General features: G+C 68.0%; 13 protein-coding genes and 1 pseudogene. 9 read left to right on the forward strand and 5 right to left on the reverse strand.

Translation table 11 applies throughout. The features are described from left to right. A pseudogene (locus tag MMB92_RS25435) lies at positions 1-1,922 on the forward strand (hypothetical protein); the annotation flags it as partial. Positions 1,923-2,259: 337 nt separating this feature from the next. Here the strand turns inward: MMB92_RS25435 and MMB92_RS25440 are convergent. Next, positions 2,260-3,273, reverse strand: coding sequence for a LacI family DNA-binding transcriptional regulator (locus MMB92_RS25440; RefSeq protein WP_006490776.1), 1,014 nt, complete (start codon positions 3,271-3,273; stop codon positions 2,260-2,262). Between the two features lie 235 nt (positions 3,274-3,508). On the opposite strand from MMB92_RS25440, the gene ugpC reads away from it, so the two are divergent. From ugpC to MMB92_RS25470, 6 genes are all read left to right on the forward strand, one after another. After that, positions 3,509-4,663 (forward strand): sn-glycerol-3-phosphate ABC transporter ATP-binding protein UgpC, encoded by a 1,155-nt coding sequence (gene ugpC / locus MMB92_RS25445; RefSeq protein ID WP_277563021.1) that lies wholly within the window; start codon positions 3,509-3,511, stop codon positions 4,661-4,663. 64 nt (positions 4,664-4,727) lie between these two features. Further along, positions 4,728-5,966: an extracellular solute-binding protein gene (locus tag MMB92_RS25450; RefSeq protein WP_058903907.1), complete on the forward strand. Its 1,239-nt coding sequence runs from the start codon at positions 4,728-4,730 to the stop codon at positions 5,964-5,966. Positions 5,967-6,042: 76 nt separating this feature from the next. After that, positions 6,043-6,960: a sugar ABC transporter permease gene (locus MMB92_RS25455; RefSeq protein ID WP_006498110.1), complete on the forward strand. Its 918-nt coding sequence runs from the start codon at positions 6,043-6,045 to the stop codon at positions 6,958-6,960. Positions 6,961-6,983: 23 nt separating this feature from the next. Further along, positions 6,984-7,835 carry a carbohydrate ABC transporter permease gene (locus tag MMB92_RS25460; protein ID WP_006482010.1) on the forward strand — a complete coding sequence of 284 codons (852 nt, stop codon included), beginning with the start codon at positions 6,984-6,986 and terminating at the stop codon, positions 7,833-7,835. 36 nt (positions 7,836-7,871) lie between these two features. Then, positions 7,872-9,842: a beta-galactosidase gene (locus tag MMB92_RS25465; protein WP_277563022.1), complete on the forward strand. Its 1,971-nt coding sequence runs from the start codon at positions 7,872-7,874 to the stop codon at positions 9,840-9,842. Between the two features lie 4 nt (positions 9,843-9,846). Beyond that, positions 9,847-11,136: a sugar efflux transporter gene (locus MMB92_RS25470; protein ID WP_277563023.1), complete on the forward strand. Its 1,290-nt coding sequence runs from the start codon at positions 9,847-9,849 to the stop codon at positions 11,134-11,136. Positions 11,137-11,179: 43 nt separating this feature from the next. Here the strand turns inward: MMB92_RS25470 and MMB92_RS25475 are convergent, their stop codons facing one another. The 3 genes from MMB92_RS25475 to MMB92_RS25485 all read right to left on the reverse strand — a co-directional run bounded on the left by MMB92_RS25475 (position 11,180) and on the right by MMB92_RS25485 (position 13,895). Then, positions 11,180-12,343 (reverse strand): arabinogalactan endo-1,4-beta-galactosidase, encoded by a 1,164-nt coding sequence (locus MMB92_RS25475; protein WP_277563024.1) that lies wholly within the window; start codon positions 12,341-12,343, stop codon positions 11,180-11,182. Positions 12,344-12,644: 301 nt separating this feature from the next. After that, on the reverse strand, positions 12,645-12,815 hold the full coding sequence (locus MMB92_RS25480; protein ID WP_006397039.1) for a hypothetical protein: 171 nt from the start codon (positions 12,813-12,815) through the stop codon (positions 12,645-12,647). Between the two features lie 171 nt (positions 12,816-12,986). Next, positions 12,987-13,895 carry a DUF72 domain-containing protein gene (locus MMB92_RS25485; RefSeq protein WP_012493720.1) on the reverse strand — a complete coding sequence of 303 codons (909 nt, stop codon included), beginning with the start codon at positions 13,893-13,895 and terminating at the stop codon, positions 12,987-12,989. Positions 13,896-14,178: 283 nt separating this feature from the next. On the opposite strand from MMB92_RS25485, the gene MMB92_RS25490 reads away from it, so the two are divergent. Continuing rightward, the gene (locus tag MMB92_RS25490) at positions 14,179-16,353 is read left to right on the forward strand and encodes a TonB-dependent siderophore receptor (RefSeq protein ID WP_277563025.1); all 2,175 of its coding nucleotides are present in this window, start codon (positions 14,179-14,181) and stop codon (positions 16,351-16,353) included. A gap of 9 nt (positions 16,354-16,362) precedes the next feature. On the opposite strand, the gene MMB92_RS25495 is transcribed toward MMB92_RS25490, so the two are convergent. Beyond that, complete coding sequence (locus MMB92_RS25495) at positions 16,363-17,178, reverse strand: response regulator (protein WP_006483332.1); 816 nt, start codon at positions 17,176-17,178, stop codon at positions 16,363-16,365. 1,133 nt (positions 17,179-18,311) lie between these two features. Here MMB92_RS25495 and MMB92_RS25500 point away from each other — a divergent pair. Then, positions 18,312-21,905, forward strand: coding sequence for a YadA-like family protein (locus tag MMB92_RS25500; RefSeq protein WP_277563026.1), 3,594 nt, complete (start codon positions 18,312-18,314; stop codon positions 21,903-21,905). The last annotated feature ends 98 nt before the right edge of the window (positions 21,906-22,003 follow it).

Consider the following 22,003-nt stretch of genomic DNA (forward strand, 5'->3'; position numbering starts at 1 on the left):
GTGTCGGCGGCGGGACCGGTGGTCTCGGTGGTGTCGTCGGCACGGTGGCGAACACGGCAACCGGTGCAGTCGGAACACTGACTGGCGCACTGGGTGGTGTCGGCGGCGGGACCGGTGGTCTCGGTGGCGTTGTCGGCACGGTAGCGAACACGGCAACGGGTGCAGTCGGAACACTGACTGGCGCACTGGGTGGCGTCGGCGGCGGGACCGGCGGTCTCGGCGGTGTTGTCGGGACGGTGGGCAACGCCGCAAGCGGCGCAGTCGGTACGGTGACGGGTGCCTTGGGTGGCGTCGGCGATCCGACCGGCGGTCTCGGTGGCGTGGTTGGCACGGTAACCGGTGCACTGGGTGGCATCGGTGGCGGCAACCCGACGGGCGGCCTTGGTGGCGTTGTCGGCACGGTGGCGAACACGGCAACGGGTGCAGTCGGAACATTGACCGGTGCACTGGGTGGTGTCGGCGGCGGGACCGGTGGTCTCGGTGGTGTCGTCGGCACGGTGGCGAACACGGCAACCGGTGCAGTCGGAACACTGACTGGCGCACTGGGTGGTGTCGGCGGCGGGACCGGTGGTCTCGGTGGTGTCGTCGGCACGGTAGCGAACACGGCGACGGGAGCAGTTGGAACGCTGACTGGGGCGCTGGGCAGTGTTGGTGGCGGGACCGGTGGTCTGGGTGGCGTCGTCGGAACGGTGGGCAACGCGGCAAGCGGCGCAGTCGGTACGGTAACGGGTGCCCTGGGCGGCGCCGGCGGTGCGACCGGCGGCCTCGGTGGCATCGTTGGCACGGTAGCTAACTCCGCAACGGGTGCAGTCGGAACATTGGCCGGCGCAGCGGGCGGTCTCGGCGGCGTCGTTGGCGCGGTCGGCAACTCGGCAACCGGCGCAGTCGGGACGTTGGTTGGCGCAGTTGGCGGTGTTGGCGGAGGCGCGACTGGTGGCCTCGACAGTCTCGGTGGCGTCGTTGGCACGGTGGGTAACACGGCAACCGGTGCACTCGGGACGTTGGCTGGTGCAGCAGGCGGTGCCGGCGGCGCGACGGGCGGCCTCGGTGGCATCATTGGCACGGTAGCCAACTCGGCAACTGGCGCAGCCGGAACGTTGGCCGGTGCGGCGGGTGGTGTCGGCGGCGCGACCGGTGGTCTCGGCGGAATCGTCGGCACGGTAGCCAACTCGGCAACGGGTGCGGTGGGAGCGCTGACCGGCGCAGCAGGTGGTGTCGGCGGCGCGACCGGCGGTCTCGGCGGCATCGTCGGCACGGTCGCCAACGCCGGTCCGGGCGTCATCAACGCCGTCACCGGTGTCGCGGGCAATAGCGGCGCGCTGATCACGCCGATCACGAGCATCGTCGGCAATCTCGGCGGCGCGTTGCCGGTCGGTGCAGCCACCGGTGCGATCGGCGCAGCGTCCGGCGCGGTAACCGGCCTCGCCGGCAGCGGCACCGCGGCGATCACGCCGATCGCATCGACCGTCACGTCGCTGATCGGATCCGCCGCGAGCGGCGCCGGCAACGTCGTCGGCTCGGGATCCGGCGCGCTCTCCGGCGCAACCGGTGCGGCGGGCTCGCTCGCGACGGTCGCCACTGGCCTGACGGGCTCGCTCGCGCACACCGTGACCGGCACCGCCGGCGCGGTCGCCGGGACCCTTCCGGCACTGAGCGTCGCGCTCAACGGCGGCACGGCAGCCGGTGCGGTCGGCGGGGTGACGAACGCCGCGGGAGCGCTCATCTCCGGCGGCGCGACGATCGCCAACGCGGCGGTGCAATCGGTCGGTTCGGCCGTCGGGTCGGTGGCCGGCGTCGTTCCCGCGCTGGCGGTCTCGCTGAACGGCAATTCCGCGCAAGGGGGCGGTAGCGCGTCGGGCGGTCTGTTGGCACCCGTGACGTCGCTCGTCACTTCGCTCACCGTTCCGGTGATCAAGAAGTAGGCGACGTCGACACCGCGGCCGCCGCATGCTCCGGGCGGCCGCGAATCTTCACGCGTCAGGCGCGTCACCCGTGACGCCCGCGGAACGACGAACCATGTCGAATCGCGCGGCGTTGCCTCGGTGACGCGCCATTTTGCATTTGGGGAGTCGCGGCATCGGATGCCGCCGTCCCGGATTTCCCGATCGCTTCCCGCCTGCATCGATTCGCCGTGCCTGGAAGGTGGCGATGTGCCGATTTGCGTCGTGGTCGAACGAGAAACCCGAAACCGCGCGACCGACGCCGTGCGAGCCATTCCGACGCATACGCCGCACCCGCATACGTGAGCACACCGAAGCGTCAGTCCGGCGCCGTCCCGGTCGATTCGCGCACGACCAGCTCCGGTGCGCCGATCGTATGCACGGCCGTGCTCGGCTCGATCCCGTCGATCATGTCGAGCGTCAGCGCGATCGCCCGCGCGGCGATCTGCGACGTCGGGAACCTCACCGTCGTCAGCGCGGGGCGGAACTGGTGCGCGAGCTGGATATCAGTCATGCCGACCACCGACAGATCGGCCGGCACGCGCAGCCCGAGATCGGCGGCGGCCTGCATCGCGCCGATCGCCATCAGGTCGTTGGTCGCGAACAGCGCGGTGAGGCCGGGCTTCTCGCGCAACAGCGCGGCGGCGGCTTCGTAGCCGCCTTCGATCGAGTCGTGCGTCGACGCGGTCGTCAGCGCGCCGGCCGGATGGCCGCGCGCCGCGAGTTCGTCGGCGAACCCGCGCAGCCGCACCGACTGCGGACCGCCCGACCCCTTGCCGACCAGCGCGCCGAACGCGCGATGCCGCAGCCCGGACAGATGCGCGGCCGCCAGCGCCCCCGCCGCCGCGAAATCGACGGTCACGCACGGCAGCGTGCGCGACGCATGCACGTGTTCCCACATGCACAGCACGATCGATGCGCCGTGACGCGCGATGTCGGCGAGTTCGGCCTCGGCGAGATCGGTGTTCATCACGATCGCACCGGCCGCGAGCGTGCCGGCGATCCGCTCGAGGTAGTTGCGCGTGATCGCCGGATCGTCGTCGGTATTGGACACGAGCAGGTAATGGCCGCGCTTGCGCGCCTCGCGTTCGGCGGCCAGCACGAACTCCGGATAGAACGGGTTCGTGATGTTCGACAGCATCAGCGCGAGCGTCGACGTGCGGCCCTCCGCGAGCGCGCGCGCGGTCAGGTTCGGCCGATAGCCGAGTTCGCGGATCGCGGCCATCACGCGCTCGACGGTGGCGGGCTTCACCTTCTGCGGATTGCGCAGCACGTTCGAGACGGTCGCCGCCGTGACGTTCGCGCGCTGCGCGACTTGCGCGAGCGTCACCATGCGCGGCCTCCGATCGGCCGGTTGGCGGGGTGCACCTGACGTGAAGCGGGGGAGTGTCTGCTCATATTCTGGGAGTGCGTCCCACAAGTTGCACAGGGACGGCCGATACGCTAATTTCTCGACACATCAGAGGAAGGAGACGACATGGTACGGCGAACCGGGCGAATCGCGCCACCAAAATTTAAGCGTTTAAATTTTCCGGTCCGATGCGTGTGACCGGCGAGAGGAGAGCGCGATGACCGCCATTTCAATGAAGGACGTCTCGAAGCGCTACGGCGACCATGCGCCGGTGCTGCGCGACGTGAACCTCGAGATCGCATCGCATGAATTCTGCGTGTTTCTCGGTCCGTCGGGTTGCGGAAAATCCACGCTGTTGCGGATGATCGCCGGGCTCGAGGACGTGACCGAGGGCGAGCTGCGGATCGGCGGCGCACGGATGAACGACACGCCGCCCGCGGAGCGCGGCGTCGCGATGGTGTTCCAGAGCTATGCGCTGTTTCCGCACATGACCGTGTTCGACAACATCGGTTTCGGACTGCGAATCGCCGGCACGCCGAAGGACGAAATCCGCCGCCGCGTGACCGAGGCCGCGCGCGTGCTGCAGCTCGAAGCGCTGCTCGATCGCAAGCCGAAGGCGTTGTCCGGCGGGCAGCGCCAGCGCGTCGCGATCGGCCGCGCGATCGTGCGCGAGCCGCGCGTGTTCCTGTTCGACGAGCCGCTGTCGAACCTCGACGCGACGCTGCGCGTGCAGACGCGCGTCGAAATCGCGCGGCTGCACGCGCGCTTCACGCAATCGAGTTCGGTCTACGTCACGCACGACCAGATCGAGGCGATGACGCTCGCCGACCGGATCGTGCTGCTGCATGCGGGCGACGACGTCGCGCGCTTCGGCAGCATCGCGCAGGCCGGTGCGCCGCTCGAGTTGTATCACCGGCCGGCCAACCGCTTCGTCGCGGGCTTCATCGGCTCGCCGCGGATGAATTTTCTGCCGGCCGTCGTCGACGCGGGCGATGCGCACGGCTGCCGGCTGACGCTGGAAGGCACCGGCGAGACGCTGACGCTGCGCGATCGCGCGTTGCCGCGCCACGTCGGCCGCGGCGCGCGCGTGACGCTCGGCGTTCGCCCCGAGCACCTGACGATCGGGGCGTCAAGCGACACCGACCTGCCGGCGTTCGTGCGCGACGTCGCGCTCGTCGAGCAGCTCGGCGAAGCCGCATACGTCCACCTCGACCAGCCCGGCGGCGTGCCGCTGCTCGCGAAACTGCCGGGACAGGCGGCGTTACGGCGCGGCGAGCGGCATGCGTTCCACGTGTCGCCTTCGCGCTGCCATCTGTTCGACGAAGCCGGCATCGCGGTGCCGGCGCTTCACGCCGAAGCGGCGTTCGCCTAGCGGGCGCGGCGCAGACCGGCCGCGCGCGACGCGGCACCCATCACACCAATACCAGGAGACAACGATGAGACTTCGTGCGAGCCGACTGCTGCTTGCCCTGACGACCGCCGCGGCGTGCGCCGCAGGTATGGCCGACGCGGGCACGCTGAAAGTGAACGTCGCGGCGCGCGGCAACCAGCGCGCGACGTGGCAGGCCGTGTTCGACCAGTTCCACAAGGCGAATCCCGACGTGGACCTGAAGATCAGCTACGTCGGCGAGGAGGCGTACAAGGTGCAGATGTCCGGCTGGCTCGCGACCGATCCGCCCGACGTGCTGAGCTGGAACAACGGCGAGCGGCTCGCGTATTTCGCGAAGCGCGGGTTGATCGAGGACCTGGGCGCGGACTGGCAGAAGAACGGCTGGAACGACACGTATGCGTCCGTGAAGCAGTCGTCGACGTATGGCGGCAAGATTTACAGCCTGCCGCTCGGCTACGACGCGTACGGCCTGTTCTACCGCAAGGACCTGTTCGAGAAGGCCGGCATCCACGGCGAGCCGGCCGACTGGCCGCAGTTTCTCGATGCGTGCCGCAAGCTGAAGGCGGCCGGCATCGCGCCGATCGCGGTGGCCGCGCGCGATGCGTGGACCCTCGCCGCGTGGTTCGACTATCTCGACCTGCGGATCAACGGCTATGCGTTCCACCAGAAGCTGATGGCCGGCGACGTCGCGTACACCGATCCGCGCGTGCGTGCGGTGTATGCGGCCTGGAAGAAGCTGATCGACGACAAGTATTTCATCGACAACGCGCTGTCCTACGACGTCGATTCGCTGAGCCCGCTGATCGTGAACGGCCAGGCAGCGATGACGCTGATGGGCACCTGGTATTCGGCAGGACTGCTGAGCGCGGCGCGCAACCCGATCGGCTTCTTCCGCTTCCCGGTGATCGATGCATCGGTGCCGCTCGCCGAGGACGGCCCGGTCAACGTGCTGATCGTTCCCGCGAAAGCGCACAACAAGGCCGATGCGCGGCGCTTCCTCGCGTTCATGGGGCAGCCGGCGGTCAACGGCGAGTTCGCGAAGGGGATGGGGCAACTGCCGTCGAACAACAAGGCGCCCGAGCCGCAGGACCCGATCTCGAAGATCGGCTTCCGCACGCTCGCGACGACGCCCGGCGGCATCGCGCAGTTCTACGACCGCGACATGACGAAGGAAATGGCCGACGAGGGGATGAAGGCGATGCAGCAGTTCCTGTCCGACCCGACGCAGCTCGACGCGATCCTGCAGCGCCTCGAACAGACCCGCAAGCGCATCTACCGCAAGTAGCGCGCGGCCGGGCCGGCGTGGGTGCCGGCCCGGTGCGTCGTTGTCACTGTACGTTCGTTTCATCGAAGGCCATCTCATGTCGACCAGCCTGTCCGAAAGCGCCGCGCGCCGCGATGCCGGCCCGCGGCGGCCTGCGCACGCGTCGCTCGCGCGGCGGCGCAACCGCGCGGCTCTGTGGTTCGTGCTGCCGGGTTTCGCGCTCTTCACCGTGTTCGTGCTGTATCCGATCGTCAGCAGCATCTGGCTGAGCTTCCATCACTGGGACGGGATGACGCCGATGACGTTCGCCGGGCTCGACAACTATCGCGAGCTGCTGCAGTCGGACACGTTCACCGTCGCGCTGAAGAACAACGTGCTGTGGCTCGTGCTGTTTCTCGCCGCGCCGCCGCTCGGCCTCGCGCTCGCGCTGTACCTGAACCAGAACGTGTTCGGCATCCGGCTCGTGAAGTCGCTGTTCTTCGCGCCGTTCGTGCTGCCGGGTGTGGTGGTCGGCCTCGTGTTCTCGTGGTTCTACGACCCGACGTTCGGGCTGCTGAAGCTGATCGTCGGGCACGGAATCCCGGTGCTCGGCGATCCGCGCTATGCGACCTACGGCGTGATCGCCGCCGCGCTGTGGCCGCAGATTCCGTTCTGCATGATCCTGTACCTGACCGGGCTGACCGGCATCAACGGCGAGATCGTCGAGGCGGCGCGAATGGAAGGCGCGCGCGGCTTCACGCTGCTGTGGCACGTGATCCTGCCGCAACTGCGGCCCGCGACCTTCATGGCCGTCGTGCTGACCGTGATTGGCGCGCTGCGCAGCTTCGACCTGATCTCGGTGATGACGGGCGGCGGCCCGTTCGACAGCTCGACCGTGCTCGCGTACTTCATGGTCGACCAGGCGATCAAGTACTACCGCGAAGGCTATTCGGCCGCGATCGCCGTCGTGCTGTTCGCGATCATGCTCGTCTATATCGTGTGGCAGCTGCGCAAGCTGGTGCGCGTCGAGTCGTAAGGACCACAGCAAGGACCACCAACATGTACCCGATGCCCGTGTCCCGCTGGGGACGTCCCGCCCGCCTGCTGTACCGGTTGTCGTTGCCGTGCGCGCTCGCGCTGTGGCTCGTGCCGCTGCTCGCGGTGCTCGTCACGTCGATCCGCTCGACCGACGAGATCGTGGCCGGCGATTACTGGCGCTGGCCGAAGCAGTTCGCGCTCGTCGACAACTACGGCGCCGCGCTCACGCAAACGCCGATGCTCCATTATTTCGCGAACAGCCTCCTGATCACGGTGCCGTCGGTCGCCGCGTCGATCCTGCTCGCGTCGCTCGCCGGGCATGCGCTCGCGAACTACCGGTTCCGCGGCAATCTCGTGCTGCTCGGCCTGTTCGTCGCCGGCAATTTCGTGCCGATCCAGATCCTGATGATTCCGGTGCGGCAGATCATGCTCGGCGTCGGCCTGTACAACACCGTGTGGGCGCTCGTGCTGTTCCACACCGCGTTCCAGACCGGCTTCTGCACGCTGTTCCTGCGCAACTTCATCCGCGAGCTGCCGTTCGAGCTGATCGAGGCCGCGCGCGTCGAAGGCGCGTCCGAGTGGGCGATCTACTGGCGCGTCGTGCTGCCGCTCGTGCGGCCCGCGCTCGCGGCGCTCGCGATCCTCGTGTTCACGTTCGTGTGGAACGACTACTTCTGGGCACTGTGCCTCACGCAAGGCGACGACGCGGCACCGATCACCGTCGGCGTCGCCGCGCTCAAAGGGCAGTGGACGACCGCCTGGAACATCGTGTCGGCCGGCTCCGTGCTCGCGGCGCTGCCGTCGGTCGCGATGTTCTTCGCGATGCAGAGGCACTTCGTCGCGGGGCTCACGTTCGGCGCGACGAAGGGCTGATCCGTCCCATCCTCTTTCTTCAGCAAGGAATCCACGATGCATCTCGGCGTTTGCTATTACCCCGAACACTGGCCGCGCGAACAATGGGCGCGCGATGCGCGGCGGATGGCCGAACTCGGCCTGACGCGCGTGCGGATCGCCGAATTCGCGTGGAGCCGGATGGAGCCGGAGCCCGGCCGCTACGACTGGGCGTGGCTCGACGAAGCGATCGACACGCTCGCCGGCCAGCACCTGAAGATCGTGCTCGGCACGCCGACCGCGGCACCGCCGAAATGGCTCGTCGATCGCCATTCGGAGATCCTGCCGGTGGGCGCGGACGGCGCGGTGCGGCAGTTCGGTTCGCGTCGTCATTACGACATCGCGAGCCCGGCGTATCGCGAGCACTGCGTGCGCATCGTTGACGCGATGGCGCGGCGCTACGGCGCGCATCCGGCCGTGATCGCGTGGCAGACGGACAACGAAATCGGCTGTCACAACACGCTGCCGAGCTATACGCGTGCGGCGCTCCACGGCTTTCGTGCGTGGCTTGCCGCGCGTTACGGCGATATCGGCGCGCTGAACCGCGCGTGGGGCAACGTGTTCTGGAGCATGGAGTATCGCGGCTTCGACGAGATCGAGCTGCCGCGCCATACGCCGACCGACGCGAATCCCGCGCATCTGCTCGATTTCCGGCGCTACCAGTCGGACGAGGTCGCGCGGTTCCATGCGGTGCAGGTCGATGCGATCCGCCCGCACGCGCCCGGCCGCGACGTGCTGCACAACTTCATGGGGTTTTTCACCGAATTCGATCATTACGCATTCGCGCGAAGCGGGCTCGACGTCGCCGCGTGGGACAGTTATCCGGTGCCGCGTACCGAAGTGCTGCCGCTCGACGAAGCGGACAAGCAACGCTGGGCCCGCACCGGGCATCCGGACGTCTCCGCGTTCTCGCACGACCTGTATCGCGGCGTCGGCAACGGCCGGATGTGGGTGATGGAGCAGCAGGCGGGGCCGGTCAACTGGGGGCCGTACAACCCGGTGCCGCACGCGGGCGCGGTGCGGCTTTGGACGTGGGAAGCGTTCGCGCATGGCGCGGAGCTCGTGTCGTATTTTCGCTGGCGGCAGTATCCGCATGCGCAGGAGCAACTGCACTCGGGGCTCAACGCGCCGGACGACCGGCTGGCGCCGGGCGGCCACGAAGTGGCGCGCGTCGCACGCGAAATCGCCGCGCTGGATCCCGCGCTCGTCGCCGGCGAGTGTGATGCGCCCCGTGTCGCGCTGCTGTTCGACTACGAGGCCGACTGGATGATCCGGATCCAGCCGCACGGCGCCGATTTCGACTATCAGCAGCATGCGTTCGACTGGTATCGCGCGCTGCGCGAACTGGGCCTCGACGTCGACATCGTCGCGGCCGGCGCCGACGTGTCGCGTTACGCGCTCGTCGTCGCGCCGACGCTGCCGGTCGTCACGGATCGCATCGTCGAGCAGGCCGCGAGCGGACACGCACACTGGCTGTTCGGGCCGCGCACGGGTTCACGCACCGCTGAATTCGCGATCGCGCCGGGTCTCGCACCGGGCAAGCTGCGCGATGTGCTACCGGTGCGGATCGGCCAGGTCGAGTCGCTACGGCCGTCGCTCGCGCCGCGTGTGTCGTTCGACGGCATCGACGGCCATGCGCTGAAATGGCGCGATCACGTCGATATGGAGGCGGCGCACGGCGCAGACGTGCTGGCCGCCTGCGACGACGGCGTGCCCGCACTCGTGCGGCGCGGTCGCGTGACGATGGCGACGGCCTGTTTCGACCGCACGCTGTTGCGCGCGATCGTCGCCCGCTGTGCGAGCGATGCCGGCCTGTTGGTGCGCGCGATGCCGGACGGTGTGCGGTTGCGCCGACGCGGGCGCGTGACGTTCGCGTTCAACTACGGCGACACGCCGTGCATGCTGCCCGCGCCGGGCGGTGCCACGTTCGTCCTCGGCAATCGCGACCTCGGCGCGGTCGACGTCGCCGCCTGGGTCGAGCCGGACTGACGCGATGCAGTCGTTGCGGCCGATGCTGTTGCATTTCGCGCGCCTGGCGGGAATCGCGCACTTCGTGCCGCTGTCCGCGGCGGCGCTGATGCTCGGCGTCGCGATGTCGTTTACGGCGCCGTACCTGTCGCTGTTCGGCGTCGAGGCGGCGGGCATGTCGCCGTTTCTGGCCGGCATCTTCATGACGTCGATCGCGGCGAGCGGCGTCGTCGCGAGCACGTGGGGCGGGCGCTGGTCGGATCGACGCGAGCGGCACCGGCCGCTGCTCGTGGTGTCGCTCGGGGCGGCCGCGCTCGGCTTCGCGCTGCTGTGCGTGCTGCGCGCGCATGGGCCGGTGATCGCCGCCGGCACGATCCTGCTCGGCGCGGGCGCCGTGTCGCTGTCGCAGATCTTTTCGTTCGCGCGTGCGGTGCTGCCCGTCGCCGACGATGCGCAGCGCGAACTCGCGTCGGCCGCGCTGCGCACGATGCTGTCGATCGCGTGGGTGTTCGGCCCCGCGCTCGGTGCGCTGATTCTCGCGCAGACGGGTTTTACCGGACTCTTTCTGGCGGCTGCCGCGGGCTTCGTCGCGTGCGCGGCGATCGTCGCGCGGATTCCGGAGCCGGCGCGGCGGCCCGTGGCGGCTCACGTGCAAGCCCCGGACCGCGTTGCGCCGCCGCCTGACGCTGCGCGTGCAGCGGTCGTCGTCGTCGCAACGCGTGCAAGCGTGCTGCGCACACTCGTCGCGCTGACGCTGATCGGGCTCGCGGCGAACGCGACGATGATCGTGCTGCCGCTCTACATCGTGCACGCGCTCGGCGGCACGCCGGCGAACGTGTCGGCCGCGCTCGGGCTCGCCGCGCTGCTCGAGATTCCGATGATGCTGTGGCTCGGCATCCGTTCGACGCGCCTCGACAAGGCGCGCTGGCTGACCGCGTGCGCGCTCGTGCATGCGGCGTATTTCGTCGGCCTCGCGACGGTGACGCGCGTGAACCTGATCCTGCCGCTGCAACTGCTGAGCGCATGCGTGGTCGCGATCACGTCGTGTCTCGGGATGACGCGCGTGTGCGACCTGATGCCCACGCGCCCTGGCACCGCGACCGCGATGTTCTTCAGCACCGCGCGGGTCGGCTCGATCGCATCCGGTGTGCTGTCGGGCGCGTGCGTCGATCTGTTCGGCTATCGCGCGACGTTCGCCGGATGCGGCGGGCTCGCGCTCGTGGCGTGCGTGCTGCTCGCCGTGGATGCGTACGGCGAGCGGGGCGGCGCACGCCGCACGAGCGGGGCGCGCCACGGCTTCGATTCACCGCACTGACGCGGCATGCGCCGGTGCGGTGAAGCCGCGGCGCGGTGACGCGTCAGCGCTGCCGGAACGCGCCGAGCGACGGCAGCGCGCGACCGTGGAAATCGAACAGCGTGTTGTTGTCCCACTGGTCGCCCGCGCCGAGCTTCCAGCCGACACCGGGCGTCGGGATCCATTCCGGTTCCCACCAGAACACGCCCTTGCCGCGATTGCCGGGCACGCCTTTCACGATATCGACGACCGCCGCGAGAAATTGCGCCTGGCCGGCCGGCGACGGCGGGAAGGTCGTCGAGCCGGTGTTCGTCATCGCGTTCGGCTCCGAATCGCCGTCGCTCGTGGTCCACGGATAGGCGGTCTCCACGACGATCAGCTCCTTGTCGTAGCGCACCGCGAGATCGTTCGCGTTGTTGCGCAGATCGTCGAGCGCGCCTTGCCATTGCGGGTAGTACGACAGGCCGATCACGTCGAACGCGACGCCGCGCTGCTTCGCGCTGTCGAACCACCAGCGGCTCTTGCCGTTGTCGCCGCCGCTGTCGATATGCAGCATCACCTTGATGCGCGGATCGACCGCCTTCACCGCGTCGTGACCGGTTTTCAGCAACTGCGCGAGGTTGTCCCACTGATCGTAGCGGCCGAGCGGCCACAGCATGCCGCCCGTGATCTCGTTGCCGATCTGCACCCACTCGGGCCGCACGCCGGCGCGCTGCAACTGGCGCAGCACGTCGGTCGTATAGGCCGACAGCAGCGCGCACGTCTCGGCGAGATTCTTGCCGGCCCACGCATGCGGCGGGTATTGCTTGCCGGGGTCGGCCCACCAGTCGCTGTAGTGGAAATCGATCAGGATGCGCATCCCGAGCGCGGCCGCGCGCTGCGCGAGTGCCACGGCGTGCGTGGCATTGTTGTAGCCCGCCGCAGCGCTCTGGTTCGCGGGGAAGAAATCCGGATTGCCGGGATCGTTCCACACCTTGATCCGGATCGAATCGACGCCGTGCGCGCGGAGAATCTTCAGGCAGTCGCGCGGCGCGCCGCCGCCGTCGAAGAAGGCCGCGCCATGCGCTTCGAGTTCGGGCAGCGTCGAGATGTCGGCCCCCATCGCGAAGCCGCCGGCCGTCGCACTGCGCGGCGCGGGTCGTGCGAAGGCAGGCAGCGGGCCAGCCAGGTCGAGGCACGCAAGCGCCGCGCTCGAGATGCTCCAGCGCAGCATCGATCGTCTGTTCATCGTCATCCTCCATGTCATGGACCCCGTCGTGCGTGGGGTCGGCTTCGGTGTTTTTAAGCGCTTAAATTTCGACCTGCGAGACGAGGCCGAATGGAGCGTAGCGCATCTGTCGCCGCCGATGCAAAGAACCCGCGCGTTGCCTACTATCTGGCGAGCGCCGTCACGCGTTGCTCGTCGTCGCAGTGCGGCTCGACGGACGGCACGATTGGCGCGGACGGCGCTCGCGTGGCCGTCGGCGGACTCTGGCGCTCTGTCGCGGTCGGCCGCTCGCGGCGTACGCGCTCGCAGCATGCGCGCCGCGCTAGGACCGGTCGCGATTGCGAGCGCGCGTCGCTCCGGTGATGACCGCGATGCCGAACAGGATGACGGCCACGATCTCGATGATGTGCTGAGAGACGTGCAGCGTCATCAAACCCCAGGCGACGCCGCCGATGAAAATGATCCATCCGACCAGGTAGATGAGCAGGGTCATCGTTCTTCTCCTTGCAGTGTTGGCCCGTGACACCGATTGCCGGTCGTGCAAAATTTACCGCTCGTGCGGCGAGGCGCGATGAAAGGCGCGATCCGCGCATGCGGGAGCATGTTGCGAGCCTGGCTTGGCCGCGCCGGCAGCATTTCCCGGCTACGCAGCTCGCCGAGTGTTTCACTCCGCCGCATCCTGCGCATGCAGCCCCAGCCGCGCCATCAGCCGCCCGGCATCGAACGGCGCTTGCGTTTTCGTATCGTTGTCGAAGTAGCAGTACACGTCGCGCGTCTGCGCACGCGGCGGTTGCAGCGCCGGTGCGGCGAGACGCGCATCGGCCGGTTGCGCGCCCCGGCTCCACGCGTCGATTCTTTGCGCCCATCGTTCGAGCGCCGCATCGGCGTATTCGCCCGAATACTTCGTTTCGGTGCCGTGCAGCCTCAGGTAGACGAACCGCGCGCTCAGATCCTCGAACTGCGGCCACGCCTCGGTCGAATCCGACACGACGAGCGCGACCTTGTGGCGGCGCAGCAGCTTCACGAATGCCGGGTCCACGAAGCTGTCGTGCCGCACTTCCACCGCATGACGCAACGGCCGCTTGCGGTCGATCTGCAGATACGGCTCGCGAACCCGCGCATCGTGCCGGCGGGCGAGCGCGAGCGCCGCCTCCGTATCGTGCGGCAGCAGGCTCAGGAAGCGCTCCATGTGCGCCGGGTCGAATCGCAACGACGGCGGAAATTGCCACAGCAGCGGCCCGAGCTTGTCCTTCAGCGCGAACAGCCCCTGGGCGAAAAAATTCGCGCACGCGACCGTGGCCGTTTCGTCACGAAAACGCAGCATGTGCGTCAGGTAACGTGAACCTTTCACGCTGAACACGAACCCCGGCGGCGTGTCGGCGTACCAGCGCCGCCAGCTGTCGGGCGCTTGCAGGCTGTAGTGCGTGCCGTTGATTTCGATCGTCTGCATCCGGCCCGATGCGTATCGCAGCTCGCTGGCCTGCTTCAGGTCGGCGGGGTAGAAGGTTCCCCGCCAGCCCGGGTAGCGCCAGCCTGAAATGCCGATGTGAATCCTGCCCGAAGTGCGTGTCACGTCGATGCCCGGCCGCGCCGGGTTCCTGATGCGGTTCCGGCGACGAGCAATCTGCGTGCCGCGACCGTCGCCGATTTGTTTTCTTAAAGACCGTGCCACGTTCGGCCGGTATGATCGCTGCGCTCGCGAGCGACGCAATCGGCCGGTGCGTACCGATTCATGCGTCACCGGCTGCGCCAGCACGGCAATCAAGACCATGACGACACTACCGGACGGACCAGGCGATGCGCGGTCCGCCGATTCGGCCGAACGGGCCAACCCAGCACGACGGAGTATCGACACGATGTGGACGGAGACAGGGACGGGGCGGTGCGCGCGGGCGATCGCGGCCGGCGGGGCAATGTGCGTGGCCGCCGCGGGCGGGGCGTACGCGCAGGCAACGGCGCCGGGCGCCGCGGCAGTCGCGCTGCCGCCGATCGACGTGCGAGGGCCGGCCGACGCTTCGTCCGTCGGGCTCGTCGCGCGGCGCACCGTCACCGGCACCAAGACCGACACGCCGATCGACGAAATTCCGCAAACGATCAACATCGTGACCGCGCAACAGATTGAGATGACCGGCGCGGCCGACCTGAACCAGGCGTTGCGCTACGTGCCGGGTTTCGCGACGTTCGGCGCCGACAGCCGCACCGACTGGTATGCGGCGCTGCGCGGCTTCACGCCGACGCTGTATGTCGACGGCCTGCCGGCGCCGAATACCGCCGTGATCGCGAACTGGCGCGTCGATCCGTACACGATCGACTCGATCGCGGTGCTGCGCGGGCCGACGTCGGTGCTGTATGGCGCGGGCGAGCCCGGCGCGATCGTCGACGCGCACACGAAGCTCGCCGACGGCGAGCGCGTGCGTGAAGCCGGCGTGCAGATCGGCAACGATGCGCGCAAGCAAGCGATGCTCGACGTCGGCGACCGGCTCGATCCGGATGGCAGGTACGCCTACCGCTTCGTCGGCGTCGCGCGCGACGGCAACGCGGTGACCGGCCCGAACGGCGACCGGCGCGTCGCGCTCGCGCCGTCGTTCCGGTGGCGGCCGAACGCGGATACGTCGTTGACATTTTCCGCGACGTTCCTGCAGGACAGCGGCGACATCTCGTCGAACTTCCTGCCCGCGTCGGGTACGGTGCTGCCGAACCCGAACGGCCGTCTGTCGCAGGACCTCTACATGGGCGACCCGTCGTTCAACGACTACCGCAAGAAGCAATGGTCGCTCGGCTACGCGCTGGAACACCGCGTGAATGCGATCTGGACGCTGCGTCAGGACGTGCGCTGGTCGCACCTGTCGCTCGACGACGCGACGGTGTTCGGCAACGGCCTCGCGCCCCGCAGCACGACGAACATGATGCGTTTCGCGGGGCTGTTCCAGCTCAACTACAGCCGGCTCGACATCGACAACCACGCGCAGGCGCGCTTCGGCACCGGGCCGCTCGAACACACGCTGCTGTTCGGCGCGCAATTCGACCGGCAGACGACGACCAACAGCGTATGGCTTGCGCTCGCGCCGTCGCTCGACCTGTACCACCCCGTCTATCGGCCCGTGACGGCCGCGATCTTCTCCGGCCCGACGTCGCTCGGCCACGTCGACCAGTACACGGCGATGAACGCGTTCGGCGTGTATGCGCAGGATCAGATCCGCTGGCGGCGCTGGACGCTGACGCTCGGCGGCCGCGAGGATGTCGTGAATGCGCGGTTCGACGACCGGTCGGCGGGCACGCACGTGCAGCAGGACGTCAGTGCGTTTTCGGGGCGCGTCGGGCTCACCTATCGCGGCGACGCCGGGTGGTCGCCGTACGTCAGCTATTCGACGTCGTTCGATCCCATCATCGGCGTGCGGATGTTCGGCGGCGGCTTGCCGAAACCGACGCGCGGCGCGCAGACGGAGGCCGGGCTGCGCTGGCAGCCGCCCGGCCGGAACCTGATGCTGAACGCGGCCGTGTATCAGATCGACCAGACCAACGTCGTGACGCCGACGCCGGTCAATCTCGACCCGACCGCCACGACGTCGGTGCAGACCGGCAAGGTGCGCTCGCGCGGCATCGAGCTGAGTGCGGTCGGCAAGGTGACGCGCGAGCTGTCGATCGTCGCGTCGTATCTCTATCAGGACGTCAAGAACGTGCAGGCGAACGACGCGTCGCTGAACCACTGGCCGGTGTCCGTGCCGCTGCCGCGGCAGATGGCGTCGATGTGGGCCGACTGGACCTGGCACACGGGCGCGCTGGCGGGCGTCGGCGTCGGCGGCGGCGTGCGCTACCAGAGCGCGTCGGCCGGCGCGCCGGACAATTCGCTGACGGTGCCGAGCGCGACGCTTTACGATCTCGCGATCCATTACGACCTGCCGCGCTGGCGTTTCGCGGTGAACGTCGCAAACCTGTTCGACCGGCGTTATGTCAGCGGATGCCAGTCGTACGCGGTGTGCGTGTTCGGCAACGAGCGGACCGTGCTGGCCAGCGCGAAATACAGCTGGTGAGCATGCGACTTACGCGCGACGTTGCGGCTCGCCGGTCGCGGTGCGTGCACCCGCATGGCCCTGGCGTCGCCATTCGGTCGGCGTGATGCCGAAACGTTCGCGAAAGGCGGTCGCGAAATTGGCCGGCGTCGAAAAGCCGATTTCCTTCGCGATGCTGGCGATGCTGAGCGAGGTCGAATCCAGCAGATCCTGCGCGATCCGCAGCCGCTCGAAGCGCAGATACTCGAACACCGTCTGGCCGAGATTGTCGCGAAACGCGCGCGACAAGCGCTTTTCGTGCGTGCCGACCGCGCGCGCCAGTTCTTCCACCGTCGGCGGATCGTTCAGCGTGCGCGACAGGTGGCGGATCGCCGCGCGCACGATGATGTCGTCGTCGTTGCCGGCCGCGAACGGGTTTTCCGCCGCGTCCGCCTCGGCCGGCCGTTCGCGTTTCGTCCGTGAGAGCTGCACGCGAATCCGTGCGATCACCTCGGCCGGCTCGAACGGTTTCACCACGTAGTCGACGCCGCCGATCTCGAGCCCCTCGAGCCGTTCGTGCAATGCGCCGGCCACGGTCAGGAAGATGACCGGGATCGCGCACGTCAGCGGATCGGCGGCGAGCAGCCGGCACGCGGTGAAGCCGTCCATGCGCGGCATGCGCACGTCCATCAGGATCAGGTCGGGTAGCAGCGCCTGCGCGCGCTGGCACGCTTGCGCGCCGTCGGATGCGATGCTGATCCGGCATCCCGTGCCGCGCAGGATGTCGATCAGCAACCGGAGCTGGTCGGGTTGATCGTCGACGATCAGGATATGAGCGTCGCTCAATGCGGAGATCGGTGAAGGCATCGTGCACCTGTTGTGAAAAGGCGGTTGGCTGCGTTTCCGCGGGTGGCCTGCCCGGTGCGGTGGAAACGTCGGAAGCCGCTCTGTGGCGATGCATCCATCGCATCGCACGCCCGCATCGATTCCGGACAGCGCGAAACGGCGCGGCGGGCAACCGCCCGGCGCATCGGACGGCGTGGGTTGTTTTGATCACTGAGCCGGTAAAGATGCGCGGGATTGCCGTGTTTGCGCGAGGAATGACCGCGACTGCCGGAATCGATGCGAGCGGAATTGTAGGAGCATATTTCGAATCCGGCCAGACATGACGACTCCATTCGTGCCATTCCGCGTGCGTGATTATCGAAAATGGCGGTTTGCGACAGGAACGTGAAGCGTCGATATGCGTCGATGCTCGTGGTTTACGCGTATATCCGGTGGAAAAACGCACGGCCGGCCGCGTTTCCCGATTGGCTTTTTCAGACGAAATATTATTTGAATCCGCTTTGGCAAAGTATTTATCCGCTCGATAAAAGATTTTGAATGGCGGCGCCAGCGCGAAATCGTTTGCGGAATGCGTGTATTTTGCGTAAGCCTTTGAATAATATAAATTTTACAATCTATAAAGAATGCCGGCTTTAATAATTCAAGTCCGTGTCTCATAATTCGTCCGAACTTTGAACGACGGGTGGCGCAGGGCAGCGGAAGCACCGCAAGCGGTGACGGACGTTGCCTGACCCGGGCCTCGCGCATCGATTGATGACGGTCCAGGCCGGGGTTCGCTGCACCGAAGTGAAACTCCGGTTGCCGGAGATGAAATAAAAGAAGCGTGGTGGGTCGCGGTCAGCGCGGCGAAAAATCGGGGAAGTACATGACGACGGCTTGAATCTCCGGATTCAGTCGGGGAAAAGCTCGTCCATGACAATCAATACGCATTCCTAAGTCAGTTGTCGAATTAACGAAACGGGACATCGAGCCGACGGCATGCCCCGGGCTTTCGAACGCCCGGTCGAAACGGCTGCTCGCTGCGTGTCGTCTCGGCATGGCTTGCCGTGAAGCGGAATCCGCTTCCGAACCGAAGTCGCAATCGAAGTCGAAGCTGTCAATAAAAGTAAGTAGTCCGTATTCAAACCAGACGCTACACAACGGAGCAGAAGACCATGAAGAGGAAGCAGATTTCGGCGCTCGCCGCCGCGATGTTCACGGGTGCGGGTGTGCTGATCGCCGGCGCCGCCCACGCGGACAATTTCGTCGACCGCGGTAACCCCGACAACGCGCTGAACGGCCAGTGTATCGACGGCACCAACCCGCTATGCGTGGCAACGAAGAACGGCAGCTACGTCGCAGTCAGTACCGCGAACGTGACGCAGGGCACCAATGCGAAGGCCGGTACCAGCGGTATCGCGATCGGCGACCAGTCGAATGCGAGCAGCAAGGGCGGCAGCGGCAGTGGCGGCGCGATTGCGATCGGGGTCGGCTCGCAGGCGCTGGCGAACTCGGCCACCGCGATCGGCACGGTGGCGGTCGCCCAGGGCAATACCTCGCTGGCGATCGGCCGCCAGTCGGCGGCGGTCGGTGATTTCTCGATGGCGCTCGGCAACGTCGCCGATGCGCACGGCACGAGCTCGATCGCGCTCGGTCACTCGGCGCTCGCCAGCGGCGACCGCTCGGTCGCGATCGGCGGCGCGAACCCGACGTCGAGCGATGGCGTATCGGCCGGCGCGTCGTACGACGCGGCCACGCAAACGCGTGCCGGCGGGACGCAGTCGGTGGCGATCGGCGCCGGCGCGCAGACGAGCGACAACAACCAGGTGGCGATCGGCTCGGGCAGCGTCGGTGCGAACAACGGCGGCACGCCGGTATTCGGCGGCACGGCCGCGCCGGTGGGCGGCGCGGTATCGTTCGGCGCGATCGGCAGCGAACGTCAGCTCAAGAACGTCGCGGCGGGCGCGGCCGATACGGACGCCGTCAACGTCCAGCAGCTGAAGAACGTGAACAGCACGCTGAGCACGAGCATCGGCAACGTCGACGCACGCGTGACGTCGGTCGGCAACGCGCTGTCGACCTCAATCTCGAACGTCGACCAGCGTGTGACCAGCGTCGGCAACAGCCTCAGTACGAGCATCGTCACGGCCACGCAGAACGTCGTCAAATACACCGACGACTCGCACGCGGCGATCGCGCTCGACGGCGCCGCCGGCACGACGATCGGCGGCGTGGCCGCCGGCGTCGCCGATACCGATGCGGTCAACGTCGGTCAGTTGAAGGGCAGCCTCACGCCGCTGCAGACGTCCATTTCGACGGCGGCTTCGAACATCACGAACCTGCAGAACAGCGTGACGGGCATCAACGGCTCGCTGAGCACGGCGGCATCGAACATCGCCGGCCTGCAGGCGGCCGATACGCGCAACGTCAAGTACGACGGCGCGAGCGGCTTCGACTCGGTGACGTTCGCCGGCCCCAACGGCACGACGCTGCACAACGTCGCAGACGGCAAGGACCCGCACGACGCCGTCAACGTCGGCCAGTTGAACGGCGGCCTCGCGTCGCTCAGCACGAGCGTGACGAACAACCTCAGCACGACGCTCGGCAACCTGAGCACGTCGATCACCAGCCAGATCGGCAACGCGACGAAGAACGCGGTGCAGTACGACGACGATGCGCACGGCGGCGTCACGCTCGGCGGCAAGGGCGCAACGGCGCCGGTCGGCCTGCACAACGTGGCGGACGGCGTGGCGGCGGGCGATGCCGTGAACGTCGGCCAGCTCGGCAAGGCGACCGACACGCTCAACCAGTCGATCATGACCGTCGGCAACCAGGTGACGGCGAATACCGGCAACATCGCGGCGCTCCAGCAGGATGCGCTGCAGTGGAACCCGGGCCTCGGCGCCTACGATGCGAGCCACGGCGGCCACGGCCCGCAGCTGATCAGCAACGTCGCGGCCGGCAAGAGCGGCACGGATGCGGTCAACGTCGACCAGCTGAACGCGGCGATTCACGACGGCACGAGCCAGCTCGATGCGCTCGCGGTCAAATACGACGATGCGAGCAAGCAGCAGGTGTCGCTCGGCGCGGGCAACGGCGGCAGCCCGGTGCGCCTGACCAACGTCGCGGCAGGCAACGTCGCGGCCGGCAGCACCGACGCGGTGAACGGCGCGCAACTGCGCCGCGCGACCGACGGCGCCGCGGCCGCGCTCGGCGGCGGCGCGACGGCGAACCCGGACGGCTCGATCGGCGCGCCGAACTACAAGATCGGCGGCAGCGCGTTCAACAACGTCGGCGACGCGCTGACGAACCTCGACGGCCGCGTCGGCAGCAACACGACGACGCTCGCGAATCACGAAACGCGCATCGGCAATGCCGAAACCAATATCGCCGGCAACACGGCGGCGATCGCCGGGCTGCAGCAGGATGCGCTGCAATTCGACCCGACGCTCGGCGCATTCAACGCCGCGCGCGGCGGCGCGCCGACGAAGCTGAGCAACGTGGCCGACGGCAACGTCGCCGCGGGCAGCACGGACGCGGTGAATGGCGGCCAGTTGTCGGGCGTGAAGACCGCGCTCGAGCAGCAGATCACGAACGTGTCGAACCAGGCCGGCGAAGCCGTGAAGAACGTCGTCAAGTACGACGTCGACGCGAGCGGCAACCGGCTGAATTCGGTGTCGCTCATCGGCGGCGACGCCACGTCGGCGGTCGTGCTGAAGAACGTCGCGGCGGGCACCAGCGATACCGACGCGGTGAACGTGAAGCAGCTGAAGGACGTGCAGTCGAACCTGAACCAGCTCGGCGCGCTCGCGGTGCAGTACGACGACAGTTCGAAGAGCACGATCACGCTCGGCGGCGCGGGTGGCACGCGCATCACCAACGTGCAGGCCGGCACGCTCGGCGCCACCAGCACCGACGCGGTGAACGGCTCGCAGCTCTACGCGACCAACCAGCAGGTGTCGAAGAACACCACCGACATCTCGAACCTGCAAGGGAGCGTGACGAACATCGCGAACGGCAAGGCCGGTCTCGTGCAGCAGCAGGACCCGAACGGCGCGATCACGGTCGGCAAGGATTCGGGCGGCGCGAGCGTGAACTTCTCGGGCACGGCGGGCGACCGCGTGCTGACCGGCGTCGCGGCGGGCGTGAGCGACAACGACGCGGTCAACATGGGCCAGTTCAACAACGCGCTGAAGAACGTGGCGGCCAACGACAAGATCCGCGCGGCCGCGACCGATGCGAACACCACGTGGATCGCGCGTGCCGATGCGGGTTCGATCGGCTCGACGGCGACGGCGACCGGCAAGAACGCGGTGGCGGTCGGCCAGGGCTCCGTCGCCGATCGCGACAACTCGTTCTCGGTCGGCGCGAAGGGCAGCGAGCGCCAGGTCACGAACGTCGCGGCCGGCACGGCGCCGACCGACGCGGTGAACGTGCAGCAGTTGAACGACAACCTCGCGACGGCGTCGACGCAGGCGAAGGGCTACACCGACCAGCGCATCGGGCAGGTGTACAACTCGTTCAACGACCTGAAAAAGGACATGTACGGCGGCGTCGCGTCGGCGATGGCGGTGGCCGGCTTGCCGCAGCCGACCGGCGCGGGGCGCTCGATGGTGTCGGCGGCGACGTCGAACTATCACGGCCAGCAGGGCTTCGCGGCCGGCTACTCGTACGTGACGGAGAGCAACCGATGGGTCGTCAAGGCATCGGTGACGGGCAACACGCGGTCGGACTTCGGCGCGGTGGTCGGTGCGGGTTACCAGTTCTGATGGGGCTCGCGCAGCGTTGAGCGATGAGCGGGTGCCGGGCAACGGCAGTCATGCCTGGCACTCGCGGTCGAACGGTGGCCCGGGGCCCGTGTGCGGAC

This window comes from Burkholderia sp. IO2, from assembly GCF_029522185.1.
In the GTDB taxonomy this organism is placed as follows: domain Bacteria; phylum Pseudomonadota; class Gammaproteobacteria; order Burkholderiales; family Burkholderiaceae; genus Burkholderia; species Burkholderia cenocepacia.